Source organism: Salinibacterium sp. (assembly GCF_031364185.1).
In the GTDB taxonomy this organism is placed as follows: Bacteria; Actinomycetota; Actinomycetes; order Actinomycetales; family Microbacteriaceae; genus Rhodoglobus.
Window position 1 is genome coordinate 1 of the sequence record NZ_JANLVV010000339.1, and the last position, 16,377, is coordinate 16,377.

Genomic DNA, 16,377 nt, shown 5'->3' on the forward strand with positions numbered 1-16,377 from the left:
GGTCGCTCTATGGGAACGCGACGGTCGAACGCGGCGGGGCCGGTATCCGCCTGTGGGGAAGCGGTCCGTCGTTCAGTGCGTTCGCGCTGCCCGGCGTCGCGCTGCCCGACTTCGCGGCGACGGGAACGGCGCGTGAACTCACGCCGTAACGTGCGCTCCGGCGTGTTAATCGTGGCTCGAACGGATGCTAGTCTCTTACGGTGCCAGACGGCGCTGTGCTGTTTGCAGCGCCGCGCAATCGAGGTGGTTGGATAGGCGCAGTTGGTGTGATCATCAGGTCACGCCCCCTTAGCTCATTGGTAGAGCACTTCCTTGGTAAGGAAGAGGTAGTGGGTCCGATTCCCACAGGGGGCTCGGTGTTGGGAGCTTCGGCAGGGTCGCAAGCTTTGGCGCCGGATGGCTGAGTAGCTCAGTTGGTGAGAGCGCACGACTCATAATCGTGAGGTCGCGGGTTCGAATCCCGCCTCAGCTACCACGATAAGGCCCCGTATTCCGCGTGTTTACGGGGCTATTTGTTTCACCGGGGCAGTCACATCCCACGAAACCCCCACAACTGTTTCAGTGCGAACAGCGTCGAGACGGTTTGAAACGGCGTCCAAGTCGTCTTCAAACAGATCCGCGTAGGTGTCCAGAGTCATCGCCGCAGACGCGTGACCGAGCATTCGCTGAACCGCTTTTGGGTTGGCCCCGGCGCTAATCGCCATGCTCGCAGCAGTGTGACGAAGGTCGTGCGGGGTGATGAACGGGAAGTCACCGTCGACGGCCTGGCACTTCCTCACGGCCCTTACGAACCACCCAGTGTCGCTCGATGTCTTCACCATGTGCACATCGCCCGCACCGAACACGAGTTGGTCTCTTCGCTTCCCTTCGCAGGACTTGGCGAGGTGCTCGGCAAGAAACTTTGGGAAGGGCACGCTGCGATTCTCGTGTGTCTTCGGAGTGCCGACAATCACCGTCCGGCCGATGTGCACTGCGTTCTCCTGAATGAGCATGCGTCGTCGAAGCATGTCCAGCGACGAGACCCTGAGGCCGATAGCCTCGCCCCACCGAACGCCCGTATAGGCAAGTGTGTAAACGAGCGTGGTGTGGTCGATGCAGTGCGTCACGAGCAGTTCGACCTGAGCCCCAGTTAGGTAAGCGCGCTTTTTTCGAGTCTTCCTTGGGAGCTTGACGCCTCTAGCTGGGTTGGAGGTGATGCGGCGGTCTCGCACCGCGACGTCGAGGATCGCCGCGAGCACACCGTAGGCGCGGATCACGACTGTGGCGGACCGTTGCTTCGCGTCACCGGCCGATAGCCTCGCGACCCACGATTGGACCTCGGAGAACAGGATGTCACCGAGTCGCCGGTCCCCCCAGAACGGTTCGACGTGTATGCGCCAGGCCGACTCGACCGCTGCGAATGATGATGGCTTCATATGTGATCGGTTCCCGATCCAATCGGTACCGAGCTCACGAACGGTGACGCGTGCGGTCTTGGGGTCGACGTACTCGCCACGGTTCGTTGAGACGGTGATGTTCGCGAGATAGTCCTCGGCGTCACGCTTGCGTGTAAACCCGTCTTTCTGCCGTGACTTGCGGTCCGGGTCTCGATATTTGACGCGGTACCGACGGCCGTCTGCGATCTCGTAGCTGCTGACACTGCCCATTAGATTCTCCTCTTAGCTCGTCGAGCCTCGTGAGATGGACATGCGGCAGAAGTCGCCGCATGTCCCTCAGTGCAGCCACGAACCGTGGCCGCCCGGGCTCGGCTCGGTCGTTCTGATGGAAGAGATCCCATGCCCGTGTACCTCACGCCCGACCAGGTTGTCGTGATGCTCCCCGGCGTCAGTCGCGGACAACTGGCCCAACTTCGATTTGACGGCTCCGGCCCGCCGTTCAGGAAGCCCACGGCGAAGACCGTCCTGTACGTCGAGCATGAAGTGATTGAGTGGGTCGAGAGCACGAGGCGAGCAAGGTCCTAATCACGACCGATCTCATCGGCCCCAGGACGGGACGCACGTTCTTCTATCTCAACGCCAAATTCTCGGAAGAGCTTCACTGCCGACTCATCCTGGACCAGCCGGTTCCAGGCATTCTCATAATCCTGTGGCGCTCCGAAATTGATCAGAGGCGCGAACGATTCTTCAGCGGTCGGCACCATCTCACCCTCTGCGTGATCGCCCGAGGTTGCTTCATCGTATGCACGAATCGCTAGAACAAAGGATTGATGTTCCCATGTAGCAACGGCGGAGTCCCAGCGCATGATCTGGACCTGATCTAAATAGGTTTTCGCCGATCGCTCGAGTTCCGTTCGAAGGCGCCGTGGTGACTTCGGATCCGGGTCAGCGAGCGTCTCGACAGGCGTGTTGACCATCGAAGCAAGGGAGACGGCCTCGGCGACTGAGACCTTACGGTCACCCTTCTCGACTTTGTAGACGGTGGCCTGCGTCCATTTGAAACCGTGATCGGTCATCAGGGCGGCAACAAAGTCTTGAGTTAGGCCGCGTGCGATGCGGGCCCTCCTGAAGGCTTCAGCGAAGGCTTCATCGGACGCTATAAACGACTCGCTCGTACTATCCATAAGCGAATCATACTGAAAAACAATCTAAATTGCATTGGAGTTGCACGAACTATTGGATTAGTATAGAAAGGAGTCCTAACGCCCTACAGATTGGATTATTGTGGAGAAGTACCTCAGCCCTCGCGAGGTGTGCGAGATCATCCCCGGCATGACCGAAGGCCTCCTGAACCAGATGCGGTTCCGGGGCGATTCGATCCCATTCATCAAGGTCACCCCTCGGAAGGTTATCTACCGCCTGAGCGTGATCGAGGCTCACCTTGAGTCCAAAGAGCGGACGAGCACTCGAGAAAACCTGTCGGCCTAGCGCAGCGCACGAGCGAGGCCGGGAGCCACGATGACGAACGACGAACTTGTAACTCACACTAATCACAAGCGGCACGCAATTCAGGTCGCCGAGGCGCTGGACGAACTGCGGGATCGAGACCCGGTGACCGGGTTGCTCCTAACGAGATACATCACGAGCTTGCGGGCCGAGAATGCTCGTTACCGTGCACAGCGCAGCGACCCGAAAGGGGCAATCTAAGTGGCCGTCGGCACGGCGGGCAGCTTGTCGGTTACGTGCGGCCCGAATGAGCCGGTAACCATCGGCGTGACCACGTTCCACACCGAGGGCGAGCCCACTGTGGAACTGATCGTTATCGAGGTCCCGCACGCAACCTTCATGGGCTTGACGAAGGCCGAAGGTATCGATCTCGCCAGAATGATCCTCGACGCGACCGACCTGTTGGACCAGCCCGTTAGCCCTCGGGTGGTGATCACCTGATGGCCTCGACCTCCCGCAGGCTACCTGTCGAACAAACGAGGGCGACCTATGCCGTGGTTTAAGGTTGATGACGGATTCCACGGTCACCCCAAAGTAGTAGAACTGAGCCTGGGCGCCGTGGGCCTGTGGACCCTGGCCGGCAGTTGGTGCGCCAAGTACCTCACCGACGGCGAGGTGACCATGGGCGCGATTGTTCGTCTGGGTGGCAACAACGACGTCGCCGCCGAGCTCGTCGCAGCGAAGCTGTGGATAGTCAACGATGACGGTTACACATTCTGGGACTGGCCCGATTACCAGCCGCTGAAGATCGCCGTTGAAGCCGAGCGAGCTGCATCGCAGGCTCGGATGAGAGAAGTGCGCGCCAAGAAAAAGGGTGTCGCGTCAGCAGATGTTCGGGCGAACGAACCTAGAACAACATCGGAACGTTCGGAAGAACAAGCGCCGAACGATTCCCGAAGTTCGGAAAATGTTCGCCTTACCCCGTCCCTGTCCCAGTCCCTTGAAAAGAGTGTGCAGCACGAGGCTGCACGTGACGATCTCGATGCCGAGTTCGATGAGTTCTGGGTGGCATACCCACGCAAGCAAAGTAAAGCCGATGCTGCGAAGGCTTACAGGATCGCGCGGAAGACAACAGCGGCGAAGACGATCCTCGATGGCACCAGGGCGTACGCGCTGCTGCATGCCGGTGATGACAAGAACTTCCTGAAGCTTCCGGGTGGTTGGCTTCGCGATTCCAGATACCTCGACGAGGTCATTCCGCCGTCCCCGCTGAAGGATTCGGCTGGGTACGATTCGGCGGAAGCGGCCGAAGCGGCTCAACGTTTCGCGACCGCTCGAGCGTTGTCGCCGCTCGTAGAGGTAGCTCGAATGTGCGAGCGGCACGACGGCTACCCGAGGCCGTGTGCAGCGTGCGAACGTCAGGGAGAGATTGCCGCTCTGCTTCCCGAGGGGGCGAGCTTCTGATGCTGACTGCAGAGATCGACCTTGGCGTTCGGTGTGACTCGCATGTGGGCGAGGCCTTCCCCCCGCGCTGTGCCGCCTGTACGGCCGCTGCCGGCGCCGACGGGGTACTCACTGAGCGAGTACCCCCTTCCACCTCACCGCGTCTGTTGTCACCCTGCCCGCTTCACGACGGCTACTTCGTGTACGGATCGCTGCCGTGTGACCGCTGTGACCGCGACAGCCTGCTCGAGACCGGAGATCCCCAATGAACAACGACAGCAGCTTCGCGACTATCGAAGAAGACGACGGCGAACTATCGAAGAAGACGACGGCGAACTGGCCATCGTCGACCTGGAGCTTTTCCGCAAAGAGGTGGTCGGGCTCGTGGCCGCGATGACGACCTCTTCCGGGGACCCCATCGGGCTACTCGTCGCGATCAGGGCGCGCTCGCAGTCGGTCGCCTACTGCCGTGAGCTCGTGCTGCACGTGAACGAAATTTGGGTGCAGTGGTTCTCGGCAGAATGCCCGACATTTCAGATGACCGCCTCGCTCGCCCAGTTTCAAAAGTTCGTCACCTGGACGCGGATGATGTCGATCACCGTCCCCACTGCTGTCGCGGACTCATCCGATCCCGCAACCAATGACGTCGGTACGGCCGACCCCACCCCCGGCACATCTGATGCCGGAGATTGCTAGTAGCTATGTTCGAAGCAGGCGCGATAGCGTTCCGACTCCAGACAGTGGGTCAGGAAGTATTCAAGAGGGAACTGACCGAGGCTGAGAGGGCTGTCGAGAAGCTTGGTACGAGCTCGGCTGCGGCCGCGCCGAAGGTTGGCAAGCTCGGGGATGAGTCCGATAAGACCGGCAAGCAGGCGAAGGATGCCGCCGCTGGCACGAAGGACCTGGGCGAGAAAGCTCAGACTGCTGGTCAGAAAGTTGATGCTGCGGCGACGAAGGCGAAGCGCCTCGCGGACGAGACCAGGCGTCTGGCTGCGGAGGCGTGGGCTGCCCGCACACAGGTCGGTACCGCATTCCTGGGTATCGGTGCCGCTGTCGCTGTGGCTGTGGCCATGTCGGTTGCCTCGTTCTCAGACTTCGATCAGGGCATGTCGAACGTGCGGGCCACGACGCAGGCGACCGCCGTGGAGCAGAAGAATCTCGCCGCCGCGTCGTTGGATGCTGGCGCGTCGACGGTGTTCTCGGCACGCGAATCCGCTGATGCACAGAACGAGCTCGCGAAGTCCGGCCTCGGTGTTTCGACGATCCTCAGCGGTGGGCTGAAAGGTTCCCTCGCGTTGGCTGCTGCTGGCGAGCTTGAGGTTGCGCGCGCGGCGGAGATCGCCGCGACGACCCTGCAGGTGTTCGGCCTGAAAGGTTCGGAGGCGTCACACGTCGCCGACCTGCTCGCCGCCGCCGCGGGTAAGGCTCAGGGCTCCGTCGATGATGCGGCCCTCGCCCTGGACTACATCGGTGTCCAATCCGCGCAGGCGAAGATTCCCCTCGAGGAGACCGTCGGCGTCATCGCCCTGCTGGCCAAGAATGGTGTGCTGGGCGAGAAGGCAGGCACCGGGCTACGGTCTGTGCTGTCGTCGCTGCAAAGCCCCTCCTCTTTAGCGTCGAAGACGATGAAAGAGTACGGCATCAACGTGTTCGACGCGGCGGGGAAGTCTGTCGGCTTCTCCGGCATCGCCGAGCAGTTGAAGACCAGGTTCGAGGGCCTCACCGATGCGGAGCGGGCGAACGCTCTCGGGAAAATCTTCGGCAACGAGGCTCTGACCGTTGCGAACATCCTCTACAAGGAAGGCGCCGAGGGCGTCAACAAGATGACCGCCGAGGTTGACGACCTCGGTTTCGCGGCACGCCTGGCAGCGGACAAGCAGGACAACCTCGCGGGGGACACGGAGAAGCTGGGCGGGGCGCTCGATTCCGCTCTGGTGAAGACCGGGTCGACGGCGAACTTGGCGCTGCGCGAAATGGTGCAGCTGGTCACGGGTCTGATCGACTTCTACGGCGACCTCGACCCCGCAGTGCAGGGCACAGCTCTTGCGTTGGGTGTCGGCACGGCGGCGGTGCTGCTGCTCACGGGGACGATCTTCCTCGCTATCCCGAAGATCGCAGCATTCAAGGAGGCGCTTGTAACTTTGAAGACGACTCTGGGTGATGTTGCGCTCAAGGGCGGCGTGGCGATCGTGGCCATCACGGCCATCATCGCTGTCCTGAGTCTCGTGGCCAGCGCCAACGCAAACGCCGCGGCGAAAACTCAGGCGTACGGCGACACGATCGATAAGGTCACAGGGAAAATCACCCAGAGCACCCGCGACATGGCCAAGGAGAACCTGGCCCTCAAGGGCACCTTCTTGGGGCTGGAGACTGGCGCGGATTCCGCGTTCGATGCCGCTAAGAAGATTGGGCTGTCCCTCGACACTGTGACAGATGCGGCGACCGGCAACTCGGATGCTCTGAAAGTCGTCCAGAAGAAGCTTCTTGAAATCCAGGGGATGACTCTCTCGCAGAAGGAAGATGCTTACGGCCTGGGCAATGGTGTGCTCGCGGAGGCGTCAGCTAACAGGGTCGCCGAGGCTGTCCGTGGTGAGTCCTCTTCCATTGAAGAGGCGATCCGGATTGCCCAGCAGAAGGAGGAAGCTGACGCTGGCACGGTCGACTCGAACGAAGAGGTGACAACGTCGTACGGGTCAACCGAGGAGGCCGTGAACGCGGTCACCACATCCCTGCAAGATCTCGCGAAGCAGCTCGATAAGCAGAACGGTGTCAACCTTGACGCTCGTGATGCTGCCCGTCAGCTCGAGGAGGCATACGACAGCTTCGACGCGGCGCTGATCGAGAACGGGCAGACCCTCGACACCACCACCGAGGCGGGGCGCAACAACGAAGCCGCCCTCGATGCCATCGCGAAAGCTGCCCTCGACTCAGGCACAGCCATCATCGACGCCGGCGGCGGTTACCAGGAGTACAAGGCATCCCTGGAGTCATCCCGTCAGGCGCTGCTTGATCGGATCGCGGAACTGGGTATCACCGGCGATGCGGCGCAGACTCTCGCTGACAAGATCCTTGCGATCCCCTCAGAGACTGAGTGGAAGGTGCGGGCCGATACCGCGCAGGCTGACGCTGACCTTGCCGCGTTCGTGGCGCGGTGGGGTGACACTGTCACGTTGACGGGTACTGGTTCACCGAAGCTCGGTTCCGGGATCCGGCAGGCGGATGGTGGGAAGGTCAACTTTTACGCCAATGGTGGCCGCGAGAATCACGTCGCACAGTTCGCCAGGGCGGGCGCCATGCGGGTGTGGGCTGAGCCTGAGACCGGCGGCGAGTGGTACATCCCCGCTTCCCCCGCGAAGCGTCCACGGTCCACACGGGTGCTCGCTGAGGCTGCCGATGAGTTCGGCTACCAGTTGGTGCCCAAAGGCGCCCAGTCGTTCGCTGGCGGCGGTAGGAGCACCCCAACGGATGCGCAGATCATGGGTGGCCGCAAAGCCCCCATGCGCATCGAGGGGACCCTCGACCTCGGCGGTGGGCTCACTGGCTTCATCCGCGGTGTCATCAACGACGAACTGAACGGAGCGATCTAATGGCCGGAATCACGCCATCAAGCGATCGGTGGATCGAGCGACTCGTGGACCGGCTCGCCCAGATTGAGGATCAGTTGCGGACGTTGCAGCAGCCGACAGGTACGTCGATCCTCTCGCTTGCGGACCAGGTGAAGCAGGCCCTAGTGACGTTGAGCTCGCGTGTCGCTTTGGAGACGAACGCTTACCTGTCGGGTGGGTTCTCTACTGGCGGGAATGTGAACGTCACCGGGAGCGTGAACGTCACCGGTCCGGTAGCTGCGACCGGACCGGTATCCGGATCGTCGGGCACCTTCGGGGGCTCCCTCGCTTCACCAGGCGCCGCGTCGACAGACGTGTCACTGATCGCCGGACTGCGCCAAAACGTGTGGCAGTTGTACACCGGTGGCAACACCGGGCTCTATGGCTTCGCACCATCCACTCGCGAAGCGAAAGCCAACATCACCGAGAAGCTCCCGTTCACCGCAGCCCAGGTGCTCGCCTGCACGCCCCGGGCTTACCAGTACCGAGGGCAGATCGCACTCCGTGACGATCCCACGACCGAGGGCCACGACCCTGACCATGTTGTGCCGAACGAGCTGGGGATGCTGGCCGAGGATCTCATCGACAACGGGCTGTCGTGTTTCGTCGAGCACAACGAGGACGGCACACCCCGCTCGATCGACTACGTGACCTTCTCAGCAGTCGCGTTGCTCGAGGTGGTCAGGTCACAACAGAAACAGATCGACGTCCTCTCAGATCGCATCACACGGCTCAGTGAAGGGCTGCCGAGATGATCTCGACTGCGACCCGGCCCCGCACTCTCGGGGGTGAAGCCATCACCTTTTCATCATGCGAGCTAGCGGTAGTAAGACGGCGGGTAGAAGTAGTCACACTCTGGATATGCGGGGTCGGGAATTCCGCGAATGGTGTCACAGACCGCCGGAATGCAACTCAGGTCGTTGTAACCGTCGCTCCCGTTCGAGCGAGTTCCGGCGGGGCACAGGTCAGGGCCGACGGGCTCGGGCGCAACCTCTTCCACGACCGGAGCGGGCGCGGGTGCTTCCACCACGGGCGCGGGTTCCGCAACAGGAGCAACGATAGGCGCGGCAGTCGGTGTCGCGGTCGGTGTGGGGAACTTCTCGCCCTCGTTGACGACGGCGGCAGGCTTCGGGACGGTCTCACCGCTGGGTGCCGCGAGAGCCACAGCGCCGACCGTGATGGATCCGGCGAGAACGATGCTCGCGGCGGTGATGCCGATGATCCCTTTGATGTTCATGCGCGTCACTGTACGCCGAACCACCGGGAATTAAAACCCCTAGATCAGCACCTCGCAAGAGGAAGCGTTCAGCAACGCTGTGCGGATGGCTTGACCACTTACCTCGCCGGCGGGCTGCCGGAAGTCGCACCAGCGCGGCGCACACCCAAGGAGATCTAATGCCCACCATCACAGAGAAGGCCACCGTGGCCCTCGCAACCCTGCAGGATCACGTACGCGACATGGAAGCCGACCTGGGGAAGATCGCCCGCAACAGGCAGGCGAACCCCAACTTCGACTTCGTGTCCGACATGACCGACCCGTTTCGCGAGCCCGGCGGACTGGCCGCATTGAACTCGAACCTCGCATCCCAGCGAGCTCTGCAATACCGGACAGCAGCATTCGCCGCCATGCGAACGCTCGAAGGGCTCACCGGCCTCACCGGTCCGGAGACAACAGCGGTCACTGCGGTGAAGACTCTCGTCGCCGCTGTCCAAACCATCGGCACGCGCGCCCAGGCCGCGGCCCTCATCGCCACCTTCTGACCCGGAGAACATCATGCCCCCATACACAGCCGACGGCCACTTCACCGAGACCCTCACTGAAGCGCACAAAGCCGCGCTTGCCCAGCAACGCATCAGCAGACAGATCGGCGAGGCCAGCTTCCACCTGGGCAAATACACGAGCGAGCCGGCGCTCGTAGCGACGGACAACCCGGGACGGATCCGAGCGGTTGTCACGGGCCTGTACGAGACCACCGCAGGGATCGCCAGAGCGCTGGAGCAGGCGTCAAACTTCAAGGATGACAGCCTCACCCCTGAGGGCCTCGCGGACGCCCGCAGTGACCGCAGGGCGGCTGTGTTCGGTGCGGTGAGCGCTCGCATCGAGGCTCTGTCCCCGCATATCGATCAGTCGTTCAAGGCGGCAGAGAAGGCAGCGGAACCGTTCTGGCCGAAGTTCGATCCTGAGAACGTCGCGCAGGCGGTGCGCACCGATCAGTCGTGGGCTCGGTTGATTCAACCGCAGCTCGACAAAGGCAAAGGCTGGGATGAGATCATCCCCACTCTCGACCATGATGGGCTGCTGGCGGTGGAGCGATTCGCACCAGGGCATGAGGCGGCGAGCCGTTCCAGGTTCGATCAGCACGAGGTCCCGTCATCGCTTGAGGGAATCAAACGCCAGATCGAGCATCGAGTGATTGCGGCAGCGCCGGAAGGGCCCGCTCGCGACGCTCTGCAGGCCCTCGCCGACGCCCATAGCGCCCGTGAGGTGGCACTGGGGACCATCCAGGCACTCTACGGCGTCGAGGAGGCCAATGGCTCGTCTCCTAGCCGCCTGGGCGAGACCCTCACCATGGCACAGATTCAGATCAAGCGTGCGACGTTCGACATCGGCGCCCAGCCGGTACCGGTCGAAGCGGACGTATAGAGCTGCTGCGGTGGCGGGTATGGGGCACGCCACCGCAGCATCACCCGTCGGCCGGGATTGACACGGTCCCGGCCGACCCAACCCAAGGCAGGAGCATCATGAACACACCACACGACGCGGACCCGATCAGGGCAGCACGACGCGCACGCAAGACCGCAGTGAACAAAGCGCTCACCGAACCTATGCAGTGGTATCGGGACGAAACCGCGAAACTTGCCATCACCGACCTGGACGACGACGCGAAAGCAGCAGCCACTCGAGCCATACTGATGGAGATGGGTCAGCGGATGCGGCGCGGCAAAGCGAAAGCGAAAAGGGACAACGCCCCGGGGAAGGTGCTTATGCGCATCATCCGAGCCGAGGTGGAACGAGAACGCTCGGCCAGGGACCACTGACATGCCACTCGGGCCCCGGATGCAATACGGCACCTCAATCGAGAAACGCGCGAAGGCAGCACGACGACAATCAGAACTCGATTCCGCCGGGATACTGACTAATTGGTACGCCGAGGAAAAGACCAAGATCAAGAATGACGTGAATCTCGACGAGCCAGCCCAGAAACTTGCATTACACGCTCTCTTCATGGAGTTCGGGAAGCGATCATCGCGCGCGATTTCGAAGGCGAAACGAGATAACTCCCTCCCGAAGTTCCTCGAGCGCGAGGCCAATGAAGAGATCGCTCGCGGGAACGCCGCGAAGCGGTTATGACAGAGCGCACGCACTGGCCGATGCGCGCAGACCTGAACGCCTGGGAGGAGCTGGCCAACCTCGCCGCGCAGATCGAATCACTTGACGTCGACCGTGCAGAAGACGCAGCGTGGGAGGCCGCCATGGTCACCCTAGTCGCCCGGCGCCTGCCCTACAGCGAGTACATCGTGCGGCGGCAGGAAGCGCTCAGCGCCCGCCTGAAGGCCCGCAAGCGTGAGCAGTCCAACCTCCGGTACAAATACGGCTTCAGGCCCGGCAGCCGGCCCCGCAACCCGAGCCTGATCCGCATGGATGTGAAGAGGTACCTCCGGTTCCGTGAGCACTAACTCCAAGACACTCGTCGGAGGAGCCGGTCAGCGTCAATTTAGGCGCGTCCCCAAAGCGTTCCTGACGCACTGACACTGGAGGAGGTGTCCACAGTATGGACGCCCCCTACCTCCCCGCGACGATGCCACCAAGAGTATGCGCTCAATTTCCACCCCGCTCTGCGATACCGTTCAACACACCCCGGATCGCCCGGCACTAAGGATGGTGGAACTTGGTTACGTTCTCGAAGCGCGTCACTTGTGTGGTTTGTCAGGGTGAGGGTGACGCGGTCTACCGTGAAGTCGGCAGGGATGGAACCGCGTCTCGACTAGAGTCCCTCACCTGTCCCGGCGGGTGCTGGCAGCCCGGAAGCCCGGGCGGCGCCATAATCGAGCAACTTCTAGCCGCGCCGGTTGTGGAGAGGTGATCGATGCCCACCGAATTCGTGTATCTCTATCGCGGGAACATCAACGCTTTGGGCAAGCTGATCCGTCGCGGCGAGCTCCCAGCGGGCTCGGAGAGACTGTCTATCCAGCATTGGGTCAACAATACCGAGCTGGGGGCCCTTGACGCCGCTGAAGGTGACGTCAGCTTGGTGGAGGTCTACCGGGTGCGGTAAGGCCGTCATCCTGATCATGGTACGGGCGACCCTGACGGACACACAGTCGATCCATCCTTGGATCGAGGGCGCGTCACTCCGGGCGGTGCGCGATGCCGATGCAGCAGTAGCGGATTAGTTCGTTGACGAGTTCTTATCTACAGTGAAGCCTCGAACCCGAGAAACTCCTCGGATCACCCTGTCCCCGGAGTGACGTAGATCGTCTTTCGCATCTTCAATCACCCTGTTCATTGTGGCGCCCGAATCCAAAGATCTGAGAACGCGGAAGTATTCTTCCTGTTGCTTAGTCAGTTCAGTCATGCAATTCACCCCGAATCAAATCACGACTCATTAATTGGCCTCAGAATAGCGGCAGCGGCTGACGCTGCACCTGCTGCAGCTTCGCGTGTTCCCTGACTGTCCAGTCGGCTTATAAAGGGATCATCCTCGGCTGAGAAGACCCTGTCAATGGAAAGCACGCCCAGCAGTTCGCGCTCTTTCTTGCCGTGCCAAATCGGCTCCGCATGCACTTCAGAATACTTCCCCGCGATCGCCGAGAAATCGGTTCGGCTGAAGCCGGCTCGCGTTTTGATCGCGATTTTCTCGAAGTCCTCTTCGGTGAGATCTAGGTCTCCCCATTTTTTCGCTACAGCCTGCCAATTGACATAGCTGTGCTTCTTAGTCCGCCAACATTCGCCAACGGCTCCCTTTTCTCCCGACCAAGAGATTCCCGATTGCTGAGGAAACTCCGCAGGCCTAAATCGGCTGACTCTCCTAAGGCGAACCTCAGATCCCGATAATCGCCGGATCTTGCTCCACCGGGTCTCTACAAAGACGCTGACCCCAAGGTGTTCGAATCTGACATCGGCCCACGAGCGAGCTACGAGGATCGCAAGGCTCATTGCCGCTCGCTCAAGCTGGCGTCCTCGTTCAGATCTTCGAGTGTGAATGCGGCGGGAAATCAGTGTGCCGACGTTGTCGACAGCAATAATGGCGAGGCTCATACCCCACACCCAGGCTTCCACCTTCGGCGCAGCAGGAAGGACATCAACTGACTGCAGCACGAATAGTGCCGCAATAAGCCCAGCCCAAATGGCCGCACCAGCGCGAGCCCAAGCCACGATTCTCATCCAAGTCACTCGACTGATCATAGGGATCGGTCGATGTTTTCCTGCGTAATCAGCCGGATCCCTCGACGTTTCCTCGTTTGTTCGACCGCGGCGTCCTGGCAGCCGAGCTGCTGCGCTCCTCGATTTACGATTCGTGGTCGGCACCTGATCGAATTCATCTGCGACTCGACACTCGCGACAGAACGGAGGCTCGAAAATGTCGTACACGCGCGCACACCCGCGCGCGCACGCATAGGCGTGACTAGGCCAACTCATTCACTTGCCTCTTCCGGTGGATTCCGGGGATTCTGAGGGGTTGACCGTGTCGAACGTTCGACAGGGTGGTCATCATCCGCGTTTGTTAGCGGTAGGTGCCGTTGTGGTGGCGGTTGACGTTGTAGAGCGCGTATGAGAGGCGTTGTTCCTCTCGGGTGGGGCGCCCGTTCCGATTAGTTGTCGTGGGTAGTGCGAGGTACTGGTTGAGGAGTTCGTCTTCACGTTCTGCGCGTGCGGCCCACAGGTCGATCTGGCGGGCTTTGACTGCGTCTCCGGCCATCCAGGCGTTCCGGAAGCCGAGGCCGCGTTCTCTGGCGATTTTGGACACGAGCCCGGGGGAGACGCTGTGGCGCCTGGCGATGTCGTTGCGGCCGAAGCCGACGGCGATGTCGTCACCGATCTGCTCACGCAGCTTGGGATCGATGGGCACTGTTCTTGGCATTCACTCTCCCTCCCACTTCGAGTCTCCCACCGATGTCTACGGAGATGATCGCTGGCCCGCCGGATGCATCAGTTTCGTGCGCCGATGAGAGGGAGTGAATCTACATCCTCGGGGTTTGTGGCGGGTTGTCGTACAGGCGCATGCAGACGCGCACGTGACAGACCTGGGCTCGATTGGGCGAGGAGGGCCGCAACGATGACCTCATTAGCACTTAGGCCATCGGAAGCGGCGCCGCGCGACTGTGAGCGTTTAGCGAGCGCGCCGGCGGACCGACCATTTGTGACGCCTCCGAGCTGCCTGGGGTTTCCACTTTGTGGAATCCCTTGCTCTTCGTCCGGCGAGGGGTCTGCGGACTGAGCAGACCCGTCTCGTTGTCGCGGCCCAACGGCTATGTGGTCGCGGCCCGACGAGATGGTTACTGCTTGCTGTTTATGATCGTCCCGCCCAGGGTTTCCTGTAATTCGCTCACACCGTCTGAGTTGATGATCCAGTTGGCCCCGACCAAGAGTTCAACCCCGCCGACATCTGCCATGAGCATTTTGAGGGTGCTCGCACTGTCGTCCCGGTCCGATTCGCTGGCGAAGGTGGACAGCACTGCTTTCGTGCCGCACGCTCCCGATTCAGCCGCAGCCTTGACCTGGTTGGATTGGACCCAGCCGTCGCACTCGCCGCCGGCCGACTCAAACGCCTCTCGGAGATCCTCGACAGATCCATAGGTGAGTCCTTCGGCGGGCGTGATCGTCTCGGGTGTAACCGTCTCAGGTGTCGCTGCCGCGCAGCCAGCGAGGAGGAGCGCCGAACTGGATACGAGGATAAGAGTAAGCGTCAGTTTCATGATGGCTAGAGCATAGCGCCAGGGTTGCTCTCGGCAGTCGGCTACGGTCTGCGCTCGATATCTCGGATAGATCAGCGAGCGAGCGCAGCTCTGAAGGAAACGGCGCTGTGAATTGATCGCAGTCGTTACGTCGACTCGCGTCCGGCGCGGCGTTCGATGATGCGCCGCTCGAGCTCGTCGACGGACGGACCGCCAGCCCAGTGCGCCGCTTCAGCCTGAGCGCGCGGGGTGAGCTTGCGCGCCTCCCGCAGCCCTACGGTGAGGATGCGGCGAGCTTCGGCCATGTGCGGATCCATCGGGGTGCTGGCCATGATGAGAATGTAGGCCACGAGAGGGCACGAGGACCACGCCCCAGTGTGGGGTGCAGCCCTCGTTGCAGCAGCTCAGACTCAGATGCTACCTACGGGCACTCGCCGCTGCTGGTTGCCTGACGTGGGCGTGGGGCGGCAATGCTGGACTCGTTGGTGACGAGCATTCTCTGCATTCTGCCAAGGGTGCGCACATCTGCGTACCCCTCTGTGTGAGTCATCGGCCCGACTCTGTGATCGCCCTATTCAGCTCGGCGACGTACACGGCATTCAGGAAAAGCTCCGCGGCCATGTGACCAGCCTGGGTCGGTGTCACTTCGTCACCGCGGTCGACGTCCACGTTCAGTGCCCAGAGCGGGAACGTGGCCCCGCTGATGGCTAGATCTATCGACATCGGCCACTCGACGGTGGTCGGCTCGGGCAGCGTCTTCGCCGGCCGCGTGTGCAGGTTCGTTTCGACGGAGCCTTCATTGTGCGTGTCAACGAAACCCTCACAACCTTCAATCGGGCAGCTGTCGCTCGGGCGATCAAGGTCAGTCATCAGCCCGCCACCTCCTCGTTGAGTCGCTCCGCGAGGGCCGCAGCACGGATAACCTGGGCGCCGAAGTCACGCGCATAGGCCGCATCGATTGTGTGGTCCACCGCAGTGTCGAGATAGACCTGCCAATCGGGCAGCGAGGTGTCCCAGGCGACGCTGACCTGAGAGCAACACCCGGCCTCGACGGCGTTGATCGCAAGCGGCATGTCGATCTCGAAATACTGACCGTCGAGCTCGCCACCGACTGCCTTGATCTCGAGCCCCTCAGACTCGACAATTCGCAGGATCGTGGGGGACTGAAGGGGTGATGTCGTCGGTGCTGTCGTCATGATCGGTTCCTTCTCGTAGGGGTTGGACTGCTGCTCGGTGTTCATGCTGCGACCTCGACGAACTGGGAGGTCCATCCGTCGACGGCGACGAGGCGCGCTCGGGCGATTGATTTGAACGAGTAGTCGAACTCTCCCCACTCGTTGCCTACGACGGCATGTGGAGATCGACTGGGCTTCATCGCCCGCAATCCGACCTCGACCCCAGATTCTTGGCATTCGAGTATGTACGCCTCTTCGCCAACCTCGAACGAGTCGCAGGACTCGACAGTGAACAGTCGGAGGCCCTGCTCGCGGAGCTGCTGCTTCTCTAAGTCGAGAGCGGCCTGGTTGAGGAGCTTGGCGAGCTCTCTGGCGTGATCGGCCGAATCGATGCGGATCGATTCGCCCAACCAGAGAGAAAGGATGGATCGGCCG

At 61.7% G+C, this 16,377-nt stretch carries 23 protein-coding genes and 2 tRNA genes; 15 read left to right on the forward strand and 10 right to left on the reverse strand.

What is annotated here, in order from left to right; genetic code table 11:
* Positions 1–282: 282 nt before the first annotated feature.
* Positions 283–354: transfer RNA gene (locus tag RMN95_RS14860), tRNA-Thr, on the forward strand.
* A gap of 44 nt (positions 355–398) precedes the next feature.
* A tRNA-Met gene (locus tag RMN95_RS14865) sits at positions 399–475 on the forward strand.
* A 25-nt stretch (positions 476–500) separates the two neighbouring features.
* Here the strand turns inward: RMN95_RS14865 and RMN95_RS14870 are convergent.
* Entirely contained in the window at positions 501–1,646 is a 1,146-nt protein-coding gene (locus RMN95_RS14870) for a tyrosine-type recombinase/integrase (RefSeq protein WP_309617687.1), read from the reverse strand.
* Between the two features lie 129 nt (positions 1,647–1,775).
* Between RMN95_RS14870 and RMN95_RS14875 the strand changes: the two genes are divergently transcribed.
* Complete coding sequence (locus RMN95_RS14875; protein WP_309617688.1) at positions 1,776–1,961, forward strand: hypothetical protein; 186 nt, start codon at positions 1,776–1,778, stop codon at positions 1,959–1,961.
* Here RMN95_RS14875 and RMN95_RS14880 read toward each other — a convergent pair.
* Complete coding sequence (locus RMN95_RS14880) at positions 1,958–2,560, reverse strand: helix-turn-helix transcriptional regulator (protein ID WP_309617689.1); 603 nt, start codon at positions 2,558–2,560, stop codon at positions 1,958–1,960. The genes RMN95_RS14875 and RMN95_RS14880 overlap by 4 nt on opposite strands.
* 100 nt (positions 2,561–2,660) lie before the next feature.
* Between RMN95_RS14880 and RMN95_RS14885 the strand changes: the two genes are divergently transcribed.
* The 6 genes from RMN95_RS14885 (at position 2,661) to RMN95_RS14910 (ending at position 8,625) form a co-directional block, all read left to right on the forward strand.
* On the forward strand, positions 2,661–2,864 hold the full coding sequence (locus RMN95_RS14885) for a hypothetical protein (protein ID WP_309617690.1): 204 nt from the start codon (positions 2,661–2,663) through the stop codon (positions 2,862–2,864).
* 219 nt (positions 2,865–3,083) lie between these two features.
* Positions 3,084–3,323, forward strand: a complete 240-nt coding sequence (locus RMN95_RS14890) for a hypothetical protein (protein ID WP_309617691.1) — start codon at positions 3,084–3,086, stop codon at positions 3,321–3,323.
* A 48-nt stretch (positions 3,324–3,371) separates the two neighbouring features.
* Complete coding sequence (locus tag RMN95_RS14895) at positions 3,372–4,286, forward strand: hypothetical protein (protein WP_309617692.1); 915 nt, start codon at positions 3,372–3,374, stop codon at positions 4,284–4,286.
* A 198-nt stretch (positions 4,287–4,484) separates the two neighbouring features.
* Positions 4,485–4,961 carry a hypothetical protein gene (locus RMN95_RS14900; RefSeq protein WP_309617693.1) on the forward strand — a complete coding sequence of 159 codons (477 nt, stop codon included), beginning with the start codon at positions 4,485–4,487 and terminating at the stop codon, positions 4,959–4,961.
* A gap of 5 nt (positions 4,962–4,966) precedes the next feature.
* Positions 4,967–7,852: a phage tail tape measure protein gene (locus tag RMN95_RS14905; protein ID WP_309617694.1), complete on the forward strand. Its 2,886-nt coding sequence runs from the start codon at positions 4,967–4,969 to the stop codon at positions 7,850–7,852.
* Positions 7,852–8,625 carry a hypothetical protein gene (locus tag RMN95_RS14910; protein WP_309617695.1) on the forward strand — a complete coding sequence of 258 codons (774 nt, stop codon included), beginning with the start codon at positions 7,852–7,854 and terminating at the stop codon, positions 8,623–8,625. Before RMN95_RS14905 ends, RMN95_RS14910 begins: the two co-directional genes overlap by 1 nt.
* 62 nt (positions 8,626–8,687) lie before the next feature.
* Here the strand turns inward: RMN95_RS14910 and RMN95_RS14915 are convergent, their stop codons facing one another.
* Complete coding sequence (locus tag RMN95_RS14915; RefSeq protein WP_309617696.1) at positions 8,688–9,107, reverse strand: hypothetical protein; 420 nt, start codon at positions 9,105–9,107, stop codon at positions 8,688–8,690.
* A gap of 158 nt (positions 9,108–9,265) precedes the next feature.
* Between RMN95_RS14915 and RMN95_RS14920 the strand changes: the two genes are divergently transcribed.
* The 6 genes from RMN95_RS14920 to RMN95_RS14945 all read left to right on the forward strand — a co-directional run bounded on the left by RMN95_RS14920 (position 9,266) and on the right by RMN95_RS14945 (position 12,147).
* Positions 9,266–9,631, forward strand: coding sequence for a hypothetical protein (locus tag RMN95_RS14920; RefSeq protein ID WP_309617697.1), 366 nt, complete (start codon positions 9,266–9,268; stop codon positions 9,629–9,631).
* 13 nt (positions 9,632–9,644) lie between these two features.
* Positions 9,645–10,514: a hypothetical protein gene (locus tag RMN95_RS14925; protein ID WP_309617698.1), complete on the forward strand. Its 870-nt coding sequence runs from the start codon at positions 9,645–9,647 to the stop codon at positions 10,512–10,514.
* Positions 10,515–10,612: 98 nt separating this feature from the next.
* A complete protein-coding gene (locus tag RMN95_RS14930; protein WP_309617699.1) occupies positions 10,613–10,909 on the forward strand; it encodes a hypothetical protein in 297 nt (98 codons plus the stop codon).
* A gap of 1 nt (position 10,910) precedes the next feature.
* Positions 10,911–11,222, forward strand: coding sequence for a hypothetical protein (locus RMN95_RS14935; protein WP_309617700.1), 312 nt, complete (start codon positions 10,911–10,913; stop codon positions 11,220–11,222).
* A complete protein-coding gene (locus RMN95_RS14940) occupies positions 11,219–11,548 on the forward strand; it encodes a hypothetical protein (protein WP_309617701.1) in 330 nt (109 codons plus the stop codon). The genes RMN95_RS14935 and RMN95_RS14940 overlap by 4 nt, the downstream gene beginning before the upstream one ends.
* 410 nt (positions 11,549–11,958) lie before the next feature.
* On the forward strand, positions 11,959–12,147 hold the full coding sequence (locus RMN95_RS14945) for a hypothetical protein (protein ID WP_309617702.1): 189 nt from the start codon (positions 11,959–11,961) through the stop codon (positions 12,145–12,147).
* Positions 12,148–12,467: 320 nt separating this feature from the next.
* Here RMN95_RS14945 and RMN95_RS14950 read toward each other — a convergent pair whose 3' ends face one another.
* From RMN95_RS14950 to RMN95_RS14980, 7 genes are all read right to left on the reverse strand, one after another.
* Complete coding sequence (locus tag RMN95_RS14950; protein ID WP_309617703.1) at positions 12,468–13,130, reverse strand: hypothetical protein; 663 nt, start codon at positions 13,128–13,130, stop codon at positions 12,468–12,470.
* Positions 13,131–13,596: 466 nt separating this feature from the next.
* On the reverse strand, positions 13,597–13,953 hold the full coding sequence (locus RMN95_RS14955) for a hypothetical protein (protein WP_309617704.1): 357 nt from the start codon (positions 13,951–13,953) through the stop codon (positions 13,597–13,599).
* Positions 13,954–14,368: 415 nt separating this feature from the next.
* Entirely contained in the window at positions 14,369–14,788 is a 420-nt protein-coding gene (locus RMN95_RS14960; RefSeq protein ID WP_309617705.1) for a hypothetical protein, read from the reverse strand.
* 125 nt (positions 14,789–14,913) lie between these two features.
* Complete coding sequence (locus tag RMN95_RS14965; protein WP_309617706.1) at positions 14,914–15,099, reverse strand: hypothetical protein; 186 nt, start codon at positions 15,097–15,099, stop codon at positions 14,914–14,916.
* Between the two features lie 214 nt (positions 15,100–15,313).
* Positions 15,314–15,637, reverse strand: coding sequence for a hypothetical protein (locus RMN95_RS14970; protein WP_309617707.1), 324 nt, complete (start codon positions 15,635–15,637; stop codon positions 15,314–15,316).
* Positions 15,637–16,008 (reverse strand): hypothetical protein, encoded by a 372-nt coding sequence (locus RMN95_RS14975; RefSeq protein ID WP_309617708.1) that lies wholly within the window; start codon positions 16,006–16,008, stop codon positions 15,637–15,639. Before RMN95_RS14975 ends, RMN95_RS14970 begins: the two co-directional genes overlap by 1 nt.
* Positions 16,005–16,377: hypothetical protein (locus RMN95_RS14980; RefSeq protein ID WP_309617709.1), on the reverse strand; the 373-nt coding region annotated here is incomplete at its 5' end. The genes RMN95_RS14980 and RMN95_RS14975, both read right to left, overlap by 4 nt.